The organism is Flagellimonas ochracea, from assembly GCF_009903685.1.
In the GTDB taxonomy this organism is placed as follows: domain Bacteria; phylum Bacteroidota; class Bacteroidia; order Flavobacteriales; family Flavobacteriaceae; genus Flagellimonas; species Flagellimonas ochracea.
The window spans coordinates 22,846-42,030 of the sequence record NZ_JAAABI010000006.1 but is presented as its reverse complement, the minus strand read 5'-3'; the positions used below and the strand labels follow the sequence as shown (position 1 = coordinate 42,030).

At 41.9% G+C, this 19,185-nt stretch carries 18 protein-coding genes and 2 tRNA genes; 7 read left to right on the top strand and 13 right to left on the bottom strand.

The window, feature by feature from the left end:
- Positions 1-77: 77 nt before the first annotated feature.
- The 7 genes from GTQ34_RS14150 to folE all read right to left on the bottom strand — a co-directional run bounded on the left by GTQ34_RS14150 (position 78) and on the right by folE (position 5,972).
- Complete coding sequence (locus GTQ34_RS14150) at positions 78-1,337, bottom strand: ATP-binding cassette domain-containing protein (RefSeq protein ID WP_166524468.1); 1,260 nt, start codon at positions 1,335-1,337, stop codon at positions 78-80.
- Positions 1,338-1,373: 36 nt separating this feature from the next.
- On the bottom strand, positions 1,374-1,898 hold the full coding sequence (locus GTQ34_RS14145) for a GNAT family N-acetyltransferase (RefSeq protein ID WP_166524467.1): 525 nt from the start codon (positions 1,896-1,898) through the stop codon (positions 1,374-1,376).
- The gene (locus tag GTQ34_RS14140; RefSeq protein WP_166524466.1) at positions 1,898-2,383 is read right to left on the bottom strand and encodes a DUF192 domain-containing protein; all 486 of its coding nucleotides are present in this window, start codon (positions 2,381-2,383) and stop codon (positions 1,898-1,900) included. Before GTQ34_RS14140 ends, GTQ34_RS14145 begins: the two co-directional genes overlap by 1 nt.
- 4 nt (positions 2,384-2,387) lie before the next feature.
- A complete protein-coding gene (gene lgt, locus GTQ34_RS14135) occupies positions 2,388-3,350 on the bottom strand; it encodes a prolipoprotein diacylglyceryl transferase (RefSeq protein WP_166524465.1) in 963 nt (320 codons plus the stop codon).
- A gap of 188 nt (positions 3,351-3,538) precedes the next feature.
- Positions 3,539-3,793, bottom strand: coding sequence for a membrane protein insertion efficiency factor YidD (yidD, locus tag GTQ34_RS14130; RefSeq protein ID WP_166524464.1), 255 nt, complete (start codon positions 3,791-3,793; stop codon positions 3,539-3,541).
- 4 nt (positions 3,794-3,797) lie between these two features.
- On the bottom strand, positions 3,798-5,279 hold the full coding sequence (gene cysS, locus GTQ34_RS14125; protein WP_166524463.1) for a cysteine--tRNA ligase: 1,482 nt from the start codon (positions 5,277-5,279) through the stop codon (positions 3,798-3,800).
- A 12-nt stretch (positions 5,280-5,291) separates the two neighbouring features.
- Positions 5,292-5,972 carry a GTP cyclohydrolase I FolE gene (folE, locus tag GTQ34_RS14120; protein WP_166524462.1) on the bottom strand — a complete coding sequence of 227 codons (681 nt, stop codon included), beginning with the start codon at positions 5,970-5,972 and terminating at the stop codon, positions 5,292-5,294.
- A 90-nt stretch (positions 5,973-6,062) separates the two neighbouring features.
- On the opposite strand from folE, the gene GTQ34_RS14115 reads away from it, so the two are divergent.
- Entirely contained in the window at positions 6,063-7,910 is a 1,848-nt protein-coding gene (locus tag GTQ34_RS14115; RefSeq protein WP_166524461.1) for a T9SS type B sorting domain-containing protein, read from the top strand.
- Between the two features lie 116 nt (positions 7,911-8,026).
- Positions 8,027-9,472, top strand: a complete 1,446-nt coding sequence (locus GTQ34_RS14110; RefSeq protein ID WP_166524460.1) for a T9SS type B sorting domain-containing protein — start codon at positions 8,027-8,029, stop codon at positions 9,470-9,472.
- A 48-nt stretch (positions 9,473-9,520) separates the two neighbouring features.
- Here GTQ34_RS14110 and GTQ34_RS14105 read toward each other — a convergent pair whose 3' ends face one another.
- Both GTQ34_RS14105 and GTQ34_RS14100 read right to left on the bottom strand, forming a co-directional pair.
- Positions 9,521-11,020 carry an OmpP1/FadL family transporter gene (locus tag GTQ34_RS14105; RefSeq protein ID WP_166524459.1) on the bottom strand — a complete coding sequence of 500 codons (1,500 nt, stop codon included), beginning with the start codon at positions 11,018-11,020 and terminating at the stop codon, positions 9,521-9,523.
- Positions 11,021-11,057: 37 nt separating this feature from the next.
- Entirely contained in the window at positions 11,058-12,371 is a 1,314-nt protein-coding gene (locus tag GTQ34_RS14100; protein ID WP_166524458.1) for a hypothetical protein, read from the bottom strand.
- 94 nt (positions 12,372-12,465) lie between these two features.
- Between GTQ34_RS14100 and proS the strand changes: the two genes are divergently transcribed.
- The 4 genes from proS to rpsT all read left to right on the top strand — a co-directional run bounded on the left by proS (position 12,466) and on the right by rpsT (position 14,500).
- The gene (proS, locus tag GTQ34_RS14095) at positions 12,466-13,941 is read left to right on the top strand and encodes a proline--tRNA ligase (RefSeq protein WP_166524457.1); all 1,476 of its coding nucleotides are present in this window, start codon (positions 12,466-12,468) and stop codon (positions 13,939-13,941) included.
- 79 nt (positions 13,942-14,020) lie between these two features.
- Positions 14,021-14,092, top strand: a tRNA-Glu gene (locus tag GTQ34_RS14090).
- Between the two features lie 54 nt (positions 14,093-14,146).
- Positions 14,147-14,218 (top strand) — tRNA-Glu (locus GTQ34_RS14085).
- Between the two features lie 30 nt (positions 14,219-14,248).
- On the top strand, positions 14,249-14,500 hold the full coding sequence (gene rpsT / locus GTQ34_RS14080; RefSeq protein ID WP_166524456.1) for a 30S ribosomal protein S20: 252 nt from the start codon (positions 14,249-14,251) through the stop codon (positions 14,498-14,500).
- Between the two features lie 71 nt (positions 14,501-14,571).
- Here rpsT and GTQ34_RS14075 read toward each other — a convergent pair whose 3' ends face one another.
- From GTQ34_RS14075 to rho, 3 genes are all read right to left on the bottom strand, one after another.
- Entirely contained in the window at positions 14,572-15,261 is a 690-nt protein-coding gene (locus tag GTQ34_RS14075) for a hypothetical protein (RefSeq protein WP_166524455.1), read from the bottom strand.
- A 6-nt stretch (positions 15,262-15,267) separates the two neighbouring features.
- The gene (locus GTQ34_RS14070; protein WP_166524454.1) at positions 15,268-15,942 is read right to left on the bottom strand and encodes a hypothetical protein; all 675 of its coding nucleotides are present in this window, start codon (positions 15,940-15,942) and stop codon (positions 15,268-15,270) included.
- A 130-nt stretch (positions 15,943-16,072) separates the two neighbouring features.
- Entirely contained in the window at positions 16,073-17,641 is a 1,569-nt protein-coding gene (gene rho / locus GTQ34_RS14065) for a transcription termination factor Rho (RefSeq protein ID WP_166524453.1), read from the bottom strand.
- 193 nt (positions 17,642-17,834) lie between these two features.
- On the opposite strand from rho, the gene GTQ34_RS14060 reads away from it, so the two are divergent.
- Positions 17,835-18,245: a DUF4293 domain-containing protein gene (locus GTQ34_RS14060; protein ID WP_166524452.1), complete on the top strand. Its 411-nt coding sequence runs from the start codon at positions 17,835-17,837 to the stop codon at positions 18,243-18,245.
- An 82-nt stretch (positions 18,246-18,327) separates the two neighbouring features.
- Here the strand turns inward: GTQ34_RS14060 and GTQ34_RS14055 are convergent, their stop codons facing one another.
- Positions 18,328-19,185: a DUF6503 family protein gene (locus GTQ34_RS14055; RefSeq protein ID WP_166524451.1), complete on the bottom strand. Its 858-nt coding sequence runs from the start codon at positions 19,183-19,185 to the stop codon at positions 18,328-18,330.

Below are 19,185 nucleotides of genomic sequence, written 5' to 3'. Positions count from 1 at the left end.
TTGCTTGAAGATAACAAAAAACGAAGGACCACACAGATTAAGAAAACCTTAATTCATGCACTTTGGCAGATTAGGCTTCAGCAGTTTTCTAAAATTTCCACTTTTCCAGCTGAGCCCGTTTCTTTCATATCCAATATGTAATTGTATTGGGGATTTAGCCCAGTCTCATTTCTATGCGAAACATAAACAATCGCCGTATCGCTTTCATTGGCAATTTTATTGACCAGAGCTATAAAAAAAGTAGCACTCGTATCGTCCAGACCGGCTGTGGGTTCGTCCAAAATAAGTAAAGGCGGATGTTTGATCATAGCTCTTGCCGTCATCACCAACCTTTTTTCTCCAGAGGTCAAACTTTTGAACAGATCATCTTTTCTGTTCGTTAGCTGTAAGAGATTCAGCCATTGCCGGGCCAGTTTTTTTTCAACATCCGTGGGTTGAATGTAAAGCCCAATGGAGTCGTGCAATCCAGAAATGATCATGTTTTCGAGGGTGTGGTAGCCTCTAAACTTGTCCATCATGGCTGGGGTAAAGTAGCCAATTTTTTCCTTGAGGTCCCATACACTTTCGCCACTTCCTTTTTTTCTTCCAAACAAGGTCAAATCCTGTCCGTAACCTTTATGACTATCCCCAGTAATCATGGATAGCAGGGTGGTTTTACCACTCCCATTGGGTCCCATCAATTGCCAAAACTCCCCTTGCTTAATGGTCCAAGTAATGCCATCCAAGACTTTCCGACCGTCAAAACTTACCGACACATTGTTAAAGGAGACCAATTCAGGTTGAGTTGGGTTGGCCCTTTTCATAGGCGGCGGAATGCTTCCTGAAAATGCAATGGAATCGTGCCTATTTTCTTTCCAAAAAGATTCGGGAGAAGGATAGGAAATTAGATCAGAACCATCTAGTTTAAAGAAATCTGTGGTCATGGGCAATATATCATCTAACCGGCTAACCACTTGCACCAGAGTCTTCGATTTGGAAATGTTGTTCAGTTCTCTCCGAAAGCTGGATTGTGATTCTGCATCGAGATTGTCAAATGGATTGATGAGTACCAAAAAATTTGGGTCCTGTCGCATGAGATACTTTAGCAAGGCTTTTTTTTGTTCGCCACTGCTCATGGTTTTGAGCGGTTGTCGCATATGTTGGGTCAAAATCTTAATGTCATGCCTTTCCTCCTCATCCATAAACCGCTCTATTTCAGATCGGGCAAATAGCATTCCTTTCTTATGGTATAGCGTTTCACAACCTGGCACAGGGTGGTTTTTCAAGAACTGCTGCACCAACTTTTGGGTCTTTGAGGTATTGTTGATCAGGATGGCAATGTGCTTGATTTTGGCCATGCTTTGGAATATGTACGTGCTTACGGAAAATACAGATTATCTTGCATTTACCCTAAAAATGTGAACTGGATTATCCTTGTAAGTTGTTATTTTATCCAGATGCATCCCATTTCTGATGGCCACTTTTTGAGAAGGAACATTGTCCACATGGATTATGGAGATCAACGAAGGGGCAAAACCGTTGCCAAAAGCGTATTGCTTACATTTTGCCGCAGCCTCCAAGGCAAATCCTTGCAACCGATATTGGGATAGGATGGAATAGCCTATTTCCAGTTCTTCCAATCCATCCACTTCCTGTACCAACAAGCCACAGATTCCGACCATTTTTTTTGACTCTTTGGAGATTAGTGCATTCATACCTCCGAGGTCTTTTTTATAGCGTTCAAAAATGCGGTCAAATTGTTCTTGGCATGCTTGTTCTGGATCTTTTGGCAACCCCTCCCAGAATTGGGTGGATTTTGGGTCATGGTAAAAGGGCAACCACTCATCAAAGTCAGTAGTTTCCAATTTTCGAAAAAGCAACCGTTCCGAGGTTTCGTTGCGAAGAAGATATTTGGACATTATTTTTTAGTGAATGCTATGCTGTCCCCTACTTGTAATCCTATGCTATCTGAAAGTCCAGCATTGATTTCCAACACATATTTTACGGGAACTTGGGAAGAAAGTCCAGTTTCATCAAAAGGTTGGGCATTTTTTTGAAAGCTGGCAATGCGGAGGTTTTCGTCAATGTATATGATGTCCAAAGGGAACTCGGTGTTTTTCATGTAGAACGAATGCACTTCAACATCGGGAAAAATAAACAACATGGCTTGGTTCTGGTCCATGGATTGGCGATACATCAACCCAGTTTGGGTTTCGTATTCCGATTCAGCGACTTCAATGTCAAACTTGGTGATGATGGAATCTGTTTCAGACTGAAAGATGGTCAAATCACCCTCTTTGGTGAAGGAAATGGTCTCTGTCTTAATTTCTTTCTTGTTCTCTGTTTTGCATGAAGCCAACATCAAAACAAATAGAAAGACAAACAGTGTCATCAACCTTTTCATAAAATCAAGCTTTTTGGGTTTGAGGCCTGAACATAAAATAAAGCCCTATTGCAATCATAGGAAGGCTCAACCATTGTCCCGTTGAAAGCAGACCGAGTGACTCCTCAAATCCACCTTGGCTCTTCTTAAAGAACTCCACGAAAAAGCGAACCGTGAACAACAGAACCATAAAAAGCCCAAAGAGATATCCGGTTTTGTCTTTTTTACCCGTCTTCCAATACAGTAGATACAAAGCTGCGAAGACAAAAACATAGCAAATGGCCTCATACAACTGTGCGGGATGCCTATAGGGGATGGATTCTAAAATATTGGCGAATTCAGGATTGTGCTGAATGGCTTTATAAGCGGCGTTCTCTGTATTTTCTTTGGTCAACGCCATAGCTTTGTAGGCAGGCATGTCGTCCGAATCACGGATGAATCGAGTGGCCAAAAAATAGGACTTGTCCACCACTTTGCCATTGATTTCGGAGTTAAAAAAATTTCCTAAACGCACAAGAGCCGCACCTATCGCTGTAGGGACTACCGTGCGGTCCAATATCCACAACATGTTAATATCTTCCCATTTTCGACAGTAGAGCCAAACCCCAATAATAGCGGCAATGGTGGCCCCATGGCTCGCCAACCCTGTAAAACCTGTAAACTCATATCCGTTAATAATTCCGAACAGATTGCCACCCTGACTTTCACGAATGGGAAGCAAAATTTCCAGCAAATGGTTTTGGTAATAGTCCCAATCATAGAAGAACACATGACCGAGACGTGCTCCCAACATAATGGAAACTACGGCATAAATAAACAAGGAATCCAATTTATCCATGGATTTTTTTTCGTTCAGGAAGATTCGTTTCATAATGAACCAACCAAAAACAAAGGCCGCTATCCATAGCAAGTTGTAGTACTTTATCTGTATAAACCCCAATTTGAACAGTGTTCCTTCTGGGTTCCAATCAAAGCCAAGAAAATACATTCGGTAAAATTTTGGACTAAGATAATTATTTAGATGTTAGGAGTTGGGAAGTTAATAGTTAGGGGTGAAAGGTGAAAGGTGAAGGATGAAAGGGCATGAAGGTACGAGTTGGTATATGGTTGGAAATACTTAAACCTTGACCTCGAGTTTGGGTTATACTTGATTTTTGATCTTTGATTTTGAACTTTCTAAGGAACAGGGTCATATCCGCTGCCACCCCAAGGATTACAGCTAAAGATTCGTTTGATGGACAACCAACCCCCTTTAAAAAGGCCGTGTTTTTTTAGTGCTTCCAAGGTGTATGTGGAACAGGTCGGGGAGTACCTACAGGTTGATGGGGTGTAGGGTGAGATAAGGAGTTGATAGACCCTTACCAAAAAGACGAAGGGAGCAATAAGAATTTTTCTAAACCCGGAGGAGCCAGTTTGATCCCCATTTTTCATGGTTTTAATTTATCGTGAATGTGGTTCCATCCTTGCCATCCTTGATTTGCACGCCTAAGGCATTCAGTTCATCCCGTATTTTGTCGGAGGTGTCAAAATCTTTGTTGGCCCGAGCTTGATTACGCAAGCTTATCAATAACTCCATAACGCCAGTAAGAATTTTGGAATCGTCTTTTCCAGCTGATTGGTCTTCAAGGCCCAGCACATAATAAACAAAAGATTCCAACGTGTTTTGCAATAGGGCCTTGTCCTCCTTGGTAATCTTTTCCTTGTCTTCCTTGATGAGGTTGATGTGTTTCACGGCGTCAAAAAGATGGGCGATAAGGACAGGGGTGTTGAAATCATCGTTCATCGCATCATAACAGTTTTGTTGCCAAGTATCGACATCAAAATCTGATTTGTCCGTTGTCTTGAGGCTATCCAAATTTCCCATGGCTTCCATCAGGCGTTGGTATCCTTTTTCAGAGGCTTGCAGGGCGTCATCACTAAGGTCAAGTATGCTCGTATAGTGTGCCTGCATCATAAAAAATCGAACCACTGAAGGTGCATAGGCTTTGCTTAGGATGTCATTGTCGCCACTAATGATTTCTGCCGGATAAATGTTGTTTCCAGTGGACTTGGACATTTTTTTTCCGTTCAATGTCAGCATGTTGGCATGCAACCAGTATTTGACAGGCGTTTTTCCTGTGCTGGCTTCGGCCTGGGCAATCTCACATTCATGATGGGGGAACTTTAGGTCCATTCCTCCTCCATGAATATCAAAATGTTCCCCTAGGTATTTGGTGCTCATGGCCGTGCATTCCAAATGCCATCCTGGAAAACCGTCACCCCAGGGCGATGGCCATCGCATGATATGTTGGGGCTCAGCTCTTTTCCAAAGGGCGAAGTCTTGTGGATTCTTTTTTTCGTCTTGGGCGGTGAGTTCTCGGGTATTGGCGATCATGTCTTCCAATTTTCTGCCGCTCAGTTTGCCGTATTCGTTCTGTTCGTTGAACTTGACCACGTCAAAATAAACAGAGCCGTTGGCCTCATAGGCGTATCCCTTGTCAAGAATTTCTTTGATGATTCCTATTTGCTCAATAATATGGCCCGTTGCTGTAGGTTCGATACTTGGAGGCTGCAGGTTGAACTTCTGGAGGGTATTGTGAAAATCCACGGTATAGCGTTGTACCACTTCCATGGGTTCTATTTTCTCCAGCTTTGCCTTTTTGGCGATTTTGTCCTCGCCCTCGTCGGCATCATTCTCCAAGTGTCCCGCATCGGTGATGTTTCGCACGTAGCGAACCTTATAACCCAAATGCTTGAGGTATCGAAATATCATATCAAAGGACATGAAGGTGCGACAGTTCCCTAAATGTACATTGCTGTATACCGTGGGTCCGCAGACATACATGCCTACATAGCCTTCATTAATGGGCTCAAAAACCTCTTTTTTTCCTGAAAGTGAATTGTGTACTCTAAGGTTTTGGTTCTTGTACAATTGCATGAAAAAACTCGATTAAAACTCGGTATCAAGATTGATGTAGTCCAAAAACTCTCTTCTGGTGGCCTCATTTTTGAACTTGCCACCATATTCCGCGGTGACCGTACTACTTTCAATATCGCGTATTCCCCTTGAATTTACGCAGAGATGTTTTGCATCGATAACACACGCAACATCTTCGGTGCCCAGCACCTGTTGCAGTTCTTTTACGATTTGAATGTTCATTCTTTCCTGAACCTGTGGGCGCTTGGCAAAGTAATCGACTATACGGTTCATTTTTGAAAGCCCTACTACGGTTCCATTGGATATATAGGCGATATGGGCACGGCCAACTATTGGAAGCAAATGGTGCTCGCAAGTGGAGTAGACCACAATGTTTTTCTCCACCAACATTTCGCCATATTTGTACTTGTTCTCAAAAGTGGATGGTTTGGGTCTTCTTTTTGGGTGTAATCCTCCAAATATTTCCTCTACGTACATTTTCGCGACCCGTTTTGGTGTTCCTCCAAGACTGTCATCATCCAAGTCAAGGCCAAGGGTAAGCATTATTTCCCGAACACTATTTTGAATTCGCTCAATTTTCTCTTCGTCGCTCAGTACAAATGCATCTTTTCGCAAAGGGGTTTCTGTTGACGACCCAACATGATCGTTTCCCCTTTCTTCTTGCTGTTCTTCCAATGCCCGTTCTAGTTTCATTGCTTTTGCTTCAAGAACGCAAAGATATACATTAATGCCCTATTTAACATCTTCCAGGCGTTGTTTGACAACATAAATTATTGTTAAGGCATGGCATACGGTATTTTTACCTTACCCAAAATTTATCAATCTCATACCGTGAAATTCTTGGTCAAATCCTTGCTGGTTTTCTTGTTTTGTCCGGCGGTGTATTCGCAGGTTACCTTTGATTGTGGTAATGCTGTCCCTATTTGTAGCAATACCCCTATCAATGGCGGGTCTACGGGCTTCGGGAGTGATGATTTTAACGGTGTTTCGTCCAGCGGATGCCTGGAACAGACCACTTCGGGAAGCATTGAGTCCAATTCAGCATGGTATCAGTTTAGAACAGCAGCATCGGGTCAATTGGGATTCAATATTGGCCACGATAGTTCAGAAGACTGGGATTTTGCTTTATATCGAACCAGCGATTGTAATAATTTGGGTGACCCCATTCGATGTAACTTTTTTGATAACAGTGAAGGAAAAAGCTTCATCGGGGTAGGTGAGGACCCCACAGGGGACTTGAATTCCGTGCACTATGAGGACTGGCTGCAGGTAAGTGCAGGAGAAGATTATGTGCTGTTCATCAACAATTTTAGTAGTGCTAATTCTGGCTTTTCCATTCAGTTTACGGGAGATATTTGGACCATGAATCCCAATAGCGCATTGGATTGCTCCATAGTGAACAACCTTTTAGGGCCTCCTATTGCCGCTTGTGAAAATGACATCGTGGTATTGGATGCTTCAATTGCAGGGGCGATGGCTTATGAATGGTATTTGGACAATGGAAGTGGTTTTCAAAATATTTCTGGAGAAATCAGTCCGACATTGAACGTATCGAATTCAGGGTTGTACCGTGTATTGGTGACCACGGCCACAGGAAACATCATCAGTGATGTTCAAGTGGGATTCAATACAACGCCGATAACCGCCACAGTGTCCGACGAGAATTTTTGTCATAACCCTGGACAACTTTTTGATCTGGGAACGAAGGATTGGGAAGCGCTTGGTGCTCAAAATCCGCAAGAGCTCATCATAAGTTATCATGCCTCACAAACTGATGCCTCATTGGGAAATGATCCGTTACCAAAGCAATATGTAAAGAACACGGGTCAAGAAACGATTTATGTTAGGACCACATCATTGGCAAATCCGAATTGTTACGATGCCTCACAAAGCTTTCTCCTGACCGCAATTGAAACACCAGTGCTTAGTTTTGAGGATGAGGTAACCTATTGCGAAGGTTCTGGAGGAGTGGTGATAGGGGAGACCTTACCCAATACCAATTTTAGTTATAGCTGGAATACAGGAGAGAATACGCCAACTATAACGGTTTCACAAGAAGGTGAATATACATTGACCGTGAGCAATGCCTCACAAGGCATTTTATGTGAGGCCAGTAGGACAATCACGGTCAATACATCCAGGCTTCCGGCCATTTCAGAAATAATCATCGACGACTTCAAACCCAGTAATACCATAACCGTACAGACCGTTGAGGAGGGAGACTATGAATATCAATTAAATGATGGAGCTTTTCAGTCAAGTAATGTTTTAGAAGATGTGCCTGCTGGTGTACATACCTTGACCATCCGTGATTCCAACGGTTGTGGCGAAATCGTTGAAGAAATTGTAGTTGTTGGATTTCCGGCAATATTTTCGCCCAATGGGGATGTGCTTAACGAAAGCTGGCATATAGAAGGACTTTCTGCACTGAATTCACCTGTTGTCACGATTTATGATCGGTATGGAAAACTGATTGCCCAAATGACCGAATTCAACTTGGGTTGGGACGGAAATTTCAATGGTCAGCCCTTACCTTCCACCGATTATTGGTTTAAGCTTTCCTATTTGGACAATGACGGCAATAGGGTATTTGCCAAATATTTGCAGAGCCATTTTTCACTGCGTCGATGATATAAAAATGCATTTTATCGATTAGTGGCATGTTTTTTCCGATGAAGCATACTAAAAAGGGATTTTGAAGAGTTATATGAGTTAGATTATTGCATAACCCTTAGCCCCAAAACCTCATGAGAGCCCTATGTTGCGCAATCTGCTTTGTTTTCCTGTTTTTTACTGAACTGAAAGCCCAAAACTCGCCAGATTGTAGGACGGCGATTCCCGTTTGTGCCGATGCGCCCATATTGGGTACTACCGATGGAGGTGGAGATATCGATGATTTCGACCCAGAGGTAATCACAGAATCAGGTTGTTTGGAAAAAGGCAGTGTTAGCTCTGCCAATTTGGAAAACAATTCTGCTTGGTACGTATTCCGGGCAGGAACCGATGGTCAAATAGGATTTGATATTGAGGCTCTTCCCATTGTTCCTGGAGGCATAGTTACTTCGGAATGGGACTTTGCCCTGTATGGGCCTTTTGACCAAACCTCGGGACAAAATTTCTGCGGTATTGTAGGTGATGGCACCGCCCAACCGATTCGGTGCAACTATGAAGTGAACGATACCAATTTTACTGGAATAGGGATAAATCCTGTGGATGGGAGAGAAGGAGCACCTTTTGTTGTTGGGAGCCAAAACACGTATGACGAATGGTTGGATGTTATCGCTGGAGAAATCTACTACTTATTCATCAACAACTATAACACCAATTTTGATGGTGACCCAGAATCCTTTATACTAACTTTTACAGGAAATTCCGTGGAAGAAGATCAAGACAATGCTTTGGACTGTACTTTGCGGGACGAATTTTTGGGCTTGGACATTATTGCCTGTGAGGGAGATCCCGATATCGTATTGAGTGCACTCAATTCACCGGTTGGTCCTAATATTGCAAATATTACCTGGGAGTTGGATGCTGATGATGATGGAACGTATGAAACTGTTTTGGCAACTGGAGCAGGCCAGACCGAATTGACCGTTACCAGTCCAAATTCGGGACGCTATCGAGTAACCATCGAATCTACATTTGGAAATACAATAACCGATGATATTCTGATTACTTTTTATGGGGTGCCTGAGTTGGATGAGGTACGCATTATAGATGATTTGGCCAACAGTGATCAAACTGATCCTTATAATATTGAGATTGTACCTTTAGGTGATGGGGACTTGGAATATGCCATTAATGGCGGAGAGTTTCAAGACGACCCTGTGTTCCTTGATGTGCCCCCTGGAATCAATACGGTTATAATTAATGACAAAAACGGTTGTGGTACCACCGAACCTATCGAGTTTTTGGTGGTTGGCTATCCAAAATTTTTTACCCCGAATGGGGATGGAATCCACGACAACTGGAATGTGTTGGGCATTGAAACGCTCGATAATCCCGTTGTGTTCATTTTTGATCGGTTTGGGAAGTTGTTAAAACAGTTGGACGATGCTTCTGGTTGGGATGGAACGTTCAATGGCAGAGAATTGCCTTCATCCGATTATTGGTTTCGTTTGGATTATGAACGGGATGACCAAGGCGTTTTGGTAGCACGTTCGGTACGAAGACATTTTTCGTTGGTTCGATAAAAAAGGCCGGAAACATTCCGACCTCTCTCCTTATCTATTTCTTTTTGTTTAAAACTTTATGGTGTATCCCAAAGTTATCTGGGTATTGATTTGATTAACCAAGGCTGAGTTGTCTATTCCTGAATCAAAGAAAAAGGAATTAACATCTTGTTCGGTCCTGCTAAAGGCCAAATCCAATCGGCTACCCCCAAAACTATATCCAACTCCACCCGAAAAACCATTGAGGTCTCCAATGATGTCTCCACTTTCATAAGGACTTTCCTCATATCGGTAACCTCCACGAAGACTTACTTCATCAAATCGGATTTCTCCACCAACCCTAAAAGTATTAACGGCACCCAATTGATTGGCTATGAACTCATTTTCATTAGCAAAACTAGGGTCTGCGGTAGGGCGCAGTTCGGCCTGAGACATGTCTTGGTAGCCATAGTCAAAACTCAATAGGCCATCCTTTCCGAAAATAACAGCAACACTCCCGGTGAGTTTGGCAGGGGTCTTAATACGATATTCTTCAAAAAGGTTTACCACCCCAAAGTCGATGAAATTGATATCGGAAACTGCCAAAGAAGAATTGATTCTTTGTGAAGTGTCATCGGTAAGTTCATACCAAGTGGGCGATTGATAACTTCCTCCCACTCGAATATTGTCGTTCAACTTGGCAATAGCTCCCAAACTGAATGAAAATCCATAGCCATCTGTTCGCAAAAAATTGTCGAAAGTTGTGAATTGGACGGGTGAATCTTGATTGTATCCGTTTTCGTCGAACAGTGTTATTCTATCATAAAACACATTGTGGAAATTCAGTGAAGCACCCAGATAAAGGTTTTCTTGGTATTGTCCGGCAAAATTCAATGTAAATCTGTTGTTGTAGCCCGAGGTGCTTTGTAGGTATTCTTGGTTTACATTGCCATACTCTGCATTGCTGAAGTAGGAGGTATTGGCATCGTCATCTTCTGTTGGCTCAATAATGCCGGATTGAAAGCCCAAAAAGGCCTGTTGGGCACCAAAACCTAGGGAAGCACCAATATCCAAATAGGCATCTTCTATAAATTCACCTTGTTGAACCCTAAGCGGACCCAATTGCTGCCCTTGGGCAAAGTTTAGAAAGTAGTTGTCAATACCTTGTGATGTATTTCCGGCAGCGAAAAATTCGTTGTCAAAATTTTGCACCATATCGTAGTTGAACGCTAAGGCAATTTTTTTCCAATCGCTATCGTTCGATTTGAATATCAGTACCCCACCTACTTGGTTCAGTTCTACCGAATTTATTTCCGTATTTCGTAGCGTATTTCCAAATAAGGCATCATTGTTCCTGTTGTAGTTGGAACCGGAGATGGTCAATTCGCTGAAATTGAACACTGCAGAACCTGCTGGATTAACGTTAAGGGAAGACAAATCGCCGCCTAAAGCCCCGAAAGCGCCTCCCATAGCCTGATATCTTGCCGTTCCTAAAATATTTTCGGAGCTGTATCGCAAAACGTCGTCAATAGTCTGGGCACTTGCATAAACACATGCCAATATCATTATGAAAGTTGAGATTCTTTTCATTTTGTTTGATTTTGTATGAACTATGTTATTTTAGGATTTAGCGTCTTCCACCACTTCTGCCACCTCTACCTGAAGATCGTCCACCCGATGACCTGGAACCACCAGAGCTTCTCATGCTTCGCGAACCACCAGAACTGCGATATCCACTGCTCCTTGAACTTCTAGAGCTACCTCTGTAACTCCCTGAGCTTCTTGAACTACGAGAGGATCGACTGTAATTGCCTCTACTTGGAGCAGATTGTCCGGAAGACCGGTAGCTTCTGGTGCTTCTTCCAGATGAGTTATATCTAGAAGAGGAACCTCTATTTATATTCCCGTTTCTCTGATAGGTGCCGCTTCTACCACTGCGGTATGTTCCCCTGTTTCTGGATGAGGGCGTTGTGCCATAGGAACGATAATTTCTTGATCTACTTGAATATGGAGAAACACGATTACTTCTGCTTGTTCTGTAATTTCTGTTTCTTTCAATGGCATCTGCACTTACAGACCTTCTTGCGGTGGTTCCACTTCTATATGTTCTGGAACTTCTTCCCGTTGCGGTGCTTCTGCCCAGGTTGGAACGTCCTCTGTTGGTTGCATATCGCGATGAGTATCTACTGGTCCTTGAGGCAAGATTGGAACGTCCTCTTAAAGCTGTTCCCGGTATGATGTTGCCTGCATAACCTCTTCGACCTCTATTGAAGCCATAACGTCCTCCGTAGTAGCCTCCCCAGCCACGGTATCCGGCCCAGCCCCAATTATTCCAACCCCATCCCCAACCAAGGCCTCCCCAGCCCCAGCGGTTCCATCTCCATGGGTTGTTCCAACCCCAGCCCCAACCAAGGCCTCCCCAGCCCCAATTGTTCCAACCCCATCCCCAACCGAGACCTCCCCAGCCCCAGCCGTTCCATAACCATGGGTCGTTCCATCCCCAACCGAGACCTCCCCAGCCCCAGTTGTCATAAACATTGATGGTTAGGTTGGTGGGATTGTCACCCCAACCTGGATTTCCTAAATAGGTGTTGTTATTGGCGAAGTAATCTGTCTGTTCACCCAATGGAATGCTGTCATTTTCAACATTACTGGAATAACTGTCTATATCTGTAAATATTTCTTCATCTAAAATTTCACCGTATTCTTCAGCCTTTTGACCAAAATAATCACCATAGAGGTCACTTTCCCTTTCTTGAATCCTTAAGGCCTCCGCAGATTTTTTCTCTACACGGGCAACAGGTTCACGACTGGAATAAATGCCATCATCATCATCATAATAAGATGCTTGTTGGTACGAACCGCATGAAGCCAATAACAAGGCAACAATCGATATAGTGCATGTGGTTAGAAATTTTGGGCGGGGTACAGACTTTATCATCACGCAATTTTTATTGTTGGACATATTAAAAATAATTAGTTTTACCCAATTATTTTCCTAACAAAGTCACAAGTTTTGTGCCAAACTATAGTAGATGGGTAAAAAATTGACAAGTCGAAGCGAGGATTATTCCAAATGGTATAATGAACTTGTTGTAAAGTCGGATTTAGCCGAAAACTCGGGTGTTAGAGGCTGTATGGTCATCAAACCTTATGGATTTGCCATTTGGGAAAAGATGCAGGCCCAGTTGGACAAAATGTTCAAGGAAACAGGTCATGAGAATGCCTACTTCCCGTTGTTCATTCCAAAATCCTATTTGAGCAAAGAGGCCAGTCATGTTGAAGGTTTTGCAAAAGAATGTGCCGTTGTTACCCATTATAGATTAAAAAGTGCTGAGGATGGTAGCGGCATTGTGGTTGATGAGGATGCAAAATTGGAAGAAGAACTTATTGTTAGACCCACCTCTGAGACCATTATATGGGATACCTACAGAAAATGGGTACAATCGTATCGAGATCTTCCCATTATGATCAATCAATGGGCCAACGTGGTGCGTTGGGAAATGCGTACACGCTTGTTCTTGCGGACAACCGAGTTTTTGTGGCAAGAAGGCCATACGGCCCATGCCACAAGGCAAGAAGCTTTGGAAGAGGCGGAACAAATGATGCATGTATATGCTGAATTTGCTGAAGACTATATGGGAGTACCTGTTATTAAGGGGACCAAAACCGAAAGTGAGCGTTTTGCAGGGGCTGAGGAAACCTATTGTATAGAGGCTTTAATGCAAGATGGAAAAGCCCTGCAAGCTGGGACTTCACACTTTTTGGGCCAGAACTTTGCCAAAGCTTTTGACGTCAAGTTTGCCAATAAGGAAGGAAAGCAGGAGTATGTTTGGGCAACATCCTGGGGCGTGTCAACAAGGTTAATGGGCGCCTTGGTAATGACCCATAGTGATGATAATGGATTGGTGCTTCCACCAAATCTGGCCCCCATTCAAGTGGTCATAGTTCCTATTTATAAAGGACTGGAACAGTTGGATAAAATAAGTGAAAAGGTCGAGCCACTGGTGAAGGCATTGCGGACTAAAGGAATATCGGTAAAATATGATAAGCGGGATACCCACAAACCAGGATTTAAATTCAACGAATATGAGTTAAAAGGTGTGCCTGTTCGCATAGCTGTTGGTCAACGTGATCTTGAAAACGGTACCTACGAAGTGGCACGAAGGGATACGTTGCAGAAGGAATTGGTGCCTGCTGAAGAGGTACTGGACAAGATAAAGGGTTTGCTTGAAGAGATTCAGGAGAATATTTATAAAAAAGCCTTGGATTTTAGAAATGACCATATCACCGAGGTGGATAGTTATGATGAATTCAAGCGAATCATAGATGAAAAGGGAGGATTTGTTTCCGCCCATTGGGATGGCACTAAGGAAACTGAGGATAAGATTAAGGAAGAGACCAAAGCCACTATACGTTGTATTCCTTTAAATGTTGAAAAAGAAGCAGGAAAGTGTATGGTCACTGGAAAACAGTCGAGCCAAAGGGTATTGTTTGCAAAGGCCTACTAAACAGGTTCAAAAAATAAAATTTACTGTTGCAAGACTTAAAAATAGTTGTATTTTTGCATCCGCAATTGTGCAGCCTTATGGCCCGTTCGTCTAGGGGTTAGGACGCCAGGTTTTCATCCTGGTAACAGGGGTTCGATTCCCCTACGGGCTACAAGTCCAACCAAGAAGCCAATTTTTGGCTTTTTGATTGTTATTTTGAAATAACGGCCCGTTCGTCTAGGGGTTAGGACGCCAGGTTTTCATCCTGGTAACAGGGGTTCGATTCCCCTACGGGCTACAAATTAAGTTAGAAAGTTAAACTAAGGTAATGGCAAATCATAAGTCAGCATTAAAAAGAATTAGAAGAAACGAAGCGGTACGTTTGCGTAATAGATACCAACACAAAACCGTTCGTAATGCCATCAAAAAATTGCGAAACGAAGAGGATAAAAAAGCTGCTGAAGCTTTGTTGCCCACTGTTGTTGGCATGATTGATAAATTGGCCAAAAAGAATATCATCCATAATAACAAAGCTGCCAATTTAAAGAGCAAATTGATGAGCAAGGTTGCAGCTATGTGATCTGGCCGTAACAATACAATATAAAAGCGCCCCAATTTTTGGGGCGCTTTTATATTATGCTTGTGGATTATTTATCGAAAGGCCTTTCTTTTTCCCATGAACATTCCTATTATGAAAAGTGTATACATAAGCAATATGAGCGCAACCAAAACGGAATGTAAATCATACATGGTCCAAATATCATATCTAACGAATCCAATCAGCAAAACATAAGGAGCCAATAAATAAAAGATAAAAGTTGCGATACTTACCCAATATAAAAGGTTATAACTCTGCGGGTACGGATTTTTTTCTTCTTTCTTTTCTTTAAAATAGAAAAGAATACACATAATTAAAACCAAGGCACCCACTATATCAGCATAATAAAGGCTAATATAAAAGGGATTTTGAAAGAACAGACTTATCACATAGCTCACCAGTACAGCACCAACTCCATATTTCAACCATTTTTTGTGTTTTTTCGACTTAAGTGTTTTCCAATACACCCAATAGAAAAAAAGAAAAGTGATCAGCTGATAGATATTATAAATAATAATGTTGCGCCATGAATACCGCTCATCTGAAAAGAACTGAAACTCTTCGTGATATTTGATAAAATATCCCAATAATTCCGTAAAAAAGGTGTAGGCGATGAAAACCGGAAAATACTTTAAAACGGTATCAAAAAATTTCCGATAGGTCACTACCGATACAATCCAAGCTAAAAGATAAAAGGGTATAAAATAATGCTCCCTTAGTATGGTAAAGATTTCTGCGTCCATCGGTTATTAAAAATCACCTGGTGGCGGTGGACTTGAGCTTCCACGGTTTAGGTTTAGACTCTGTCCGGCAGTCTGTGTCGCAGCTGTGGAAAAATTGGGAGCAAAACTGGCATACGATTTTTGCCCCTGGCTTTGTGTGCTGCCCATTCCTTTTTCGGCAACAGCATCTTTGATGAGTTGGGCCTTACCATCTTTACCAATATAAAACCCAAAATCTTGCCCATCTACATTAATGGTGGGTACAATGAAAATGGAATTTTGTCTGGGATGAACAACTCTTTTTCCATCAGGAAATTTTTCTTTATTCGGATAATTGCCAAAATAAAAACGTAGGGATGAGATGTCAACACCCGCGGAATCAGCTTCTTGCTCAATGAAGGCGATGTATTGTTTAATGGTGGCATAATCAAAAGCAGTAAATCGCGATGCTTCAAATTTGCTGTCAGGATCTTGTTGGGTTTCAAAATCCTGTATTAAGTCCACTCTTTTTCGGGTGTAATTGTCATAAAGAGATTTGGATTCCTCTAGCGATATTATTTGCTCAGGAGCTTTCACCCTTTCTTGTTTTTCCTCAACTTCAGTTTCGGAAGAATCTTCTTTTTTTTGAGCGGGCTGGCAAGCTCCCAACATAAGTAAAAAAACGCCAATTAAAATGGACGTTAAAGTTCTGGTTTTGTTCATTTTGTAAGTGTTTTAAGGTTTGTATTTCGGGAAACTATTTTAAAGATATGTTTTTTCTTCAAAATGGTTCAATAAAAAACCCTTTACAATGCTGCAAAGGGTTTTTGAATATGGTATATATCCAGAAAAATCATTGACTCATCGTCATAAGGAATTCTTCGTTGCTTTTGGTCTGTTTTATGCGCTGCTCCATGAATTCCATGGCTTCAATCGGGTTCATGTCTGCCAAATATTTGCGCATGATCCACATACGTTGAATGGTATTCTCATCCAATAATAAATCATCTCTTCGCGTAGAGGAAGAAATAAGGTCGATGGCAGGGAAAATTCTGCGGTTGGAAATTCTACGATCCAACTGAAGTTCCATGTTTCCGGTACCTTTGAATTCCTCAAATATAACCTCATCCATTTTGGAACCTGTTTCTGTCAAAGCCGTGGCAATGATCGAAAGTGACCCACCATTTTCAATATTTCGTGCCGCCCCGAAGAAACGTTTTGGCTTGTGTAGGGCATTGGCATCTACACCTCCACTCAAAACCTTACCAGAAGCGGGTTGTACCGTATTGTAGGCTCTTGCCAATCGGGTAATGGAATCCAACAGAATTACCACGTCATGGCCACATTCTACCAAACGCTTGGCCTTTTCCAAGACGATGTTCGCCACCCTTACATGCTCTGTTGCTTCCTTGTCAAAGGTAGAAGCTACCACCTCACCACGCACATTACGTTGCATATCGGTAACTTCTTCAGGTCGCTCATCAATCAAAAGTATAATTTGATAAACCTCAGGATGGTTTGCGGCAATGGCATTGGCGATGTCCTTGAGGAGCATGGTCTTACCCGTTTTGGGCTGGGAAACAATCATACCGCGTTGTCCTTTGCCTATTGGTGAGAACAAGTCTATGATTCTTGTGGAAATGGTGCTCTGTCTTTCGGCCAATTTGAATTTTTCTTTTGGGAACAAGGGTGTCAAGTGCTCAAAGGCGACCCTATCCCTTACCACTTGGGGGTCCAAGCCGTTAATTTTGTTCACTTTAATAAGTGGAAAATACTTTTCCCCTTCTTTAGGAGGCCTGATGTTTCCTAAAATGGTATCGCCCGATTTTAGCCCAAAAAGTCTGATCTGTGATTGTGATACATAAATATCATCTGGAGATGAGAGGTAATTATAGTCCGAAGAACGCAGAAATCCATAGCCGTCCTGCATGATATCCAACACTCCTTCACTTTCTATAATGCTGTCAAACTCGTACTCAGGCTCCTTGTACCTATTTTTTAAATCCTTATCAAAATTGCTGCTTTTCTTGTCATAAGTGTTGCTTTTTTGATTTTGGGTGCTTCTTCTATGGGTATTTTGATTTTTTGGCTTGTGTTCCCGCTTGCTGGGTGGATTACCCGTGTTTTCCTTTTTGTTTTCTGGAGCTTTGTCCATAGACTTTTCTTGGTTGACAGGAGTTTCCTTTTTTGGTGTTGGTGTTGGTGTTGGGGTCCCAGTCCTTTGTGGTTTTGGTGAACCATTCTCTTGGGAATCCGATGAAGTCCCTTTGATGACGGCTTTTGGATTCGACGCCTGCAAATCAAGTATTTGGTAGACCAAGTCCAATTTTTTTAAGGATTTGAATTTGGGAACATTGAGGGTTTTGGCAATTTCTTGCAACTCAGGAAGCTTCTTAGCTTTTAGATCTGAAATCTCGAACATTAAATAATGGAATAAGTTAGACTTGTATAAACTAGATATTGAAGTAAACCGTTATTTGGTAACTACTGGAGGAAAGATTTTCCTAGGTAAGAGCTTAACTAATAACGCCACAAGTATACAAATTATTTTTCAAGAACAAGGGTAGTTTTATCAAAAAGACGACTATTTTTGCATTTTGAAATCAAATAGTACAATGATTCAACGTATCCAAACGTTTTTTTTGGTAATTGTGGCCCTATTGGCAGGGCTGCTTCCGTTCGTATTGTATATTTGGATTGATGTTGAAGGAGCAAAAATATTTGCGGAGAGTGAGTTGGGCATCAGTGTAGCGTTTTACGTATCGGCTGCATTGGCCCTTATTACTATTTTTTTGTACAAAAACAGACAAAATCAATTTGTGATGAACAGATTGAACATCATATTGAATCTTTTTTTACTAGGATTTTTCGTTTACCGATCGCTAAGCTTATCCGGAGAAAGTGTTATTTCTGAGAAGGGTATTGGGATGCTGATTCCTGTATTTTCTATCGTTTTTCTGGTCCTGGCGAACAGGGCCATCAAAAAGGATGAAGATCTTGTAAAATCTGTTGATCGCTTACGTTGAACCTAACATCTTAGTAGTATTAGTGCGAAAAAACCCCGGCCTACGCCGGGGTTTTTGTTTACGGAGTTTTTAAAAAAATGTCTTATTCCATAATATTGTCAACGGTAAAGCCATTGTTGAATTTTATTTTAGTCAATGTCTGCACCGTACCGGGTTCTTCCGGGTAGCCTGCTTCACTGGGCAAAAAATAGGACCGCTTGGTGGCAATAAGTTGACCCTCAATTTTTTCGTATTCATAATTGGCGGCAATGACCGGGTCATCCACACCAAAGAACGGTATCGAAAAATAGAAACGATCGATCAGTTTGGTCTTTGGATTGACCAATATAATGTAAACATCATTCTGTTCCTTTCCCGTAATGGCAGCATCATAGGAAACCTCAACTTTGTCATACGCTATGCCATTATATTCTTCCTTGCCTAAATACTTGGCCTTCGCCGCTTTGTCGTTCAGTTTGTACGGCATTGTAAACCAATAATAGTTCGTCCTTCTTAAAAAATCGGCCATGTCCAAATGCGTGGCATCTTGGATTTCCTTTCCGTTGTGGTAAATAACCGTTTGGTTACCATCAAAGAATTGAATAACCTCTCCTTCCGCATTGGGCATAACGTTGATTTCATGACGGGAGTATTTTGCGAACGACTCTTCCGTACCAAAAATATAACGTTCTATGGATACATCTGATTTGCCCTCGGTGGGATAATTATAGTTATATTCATACTCCACATCATGTTTTTTCCAAAGATTTCCCCATCCGCCATGGGCATATTCAATGGATGCCAAAATGGTCTTTGGGTCATTGGTGTCATATATTGGTACTTTTGATTCGATTTTTGCCTTAGGTTCAGGGGCTGTTTCCTTGTTCTGAGCCCGTTCTCCACAAGAATACAATAAGACAAAGCTTAGGACAGTCAAAAGTGATAAATTGATTGTTTTCAT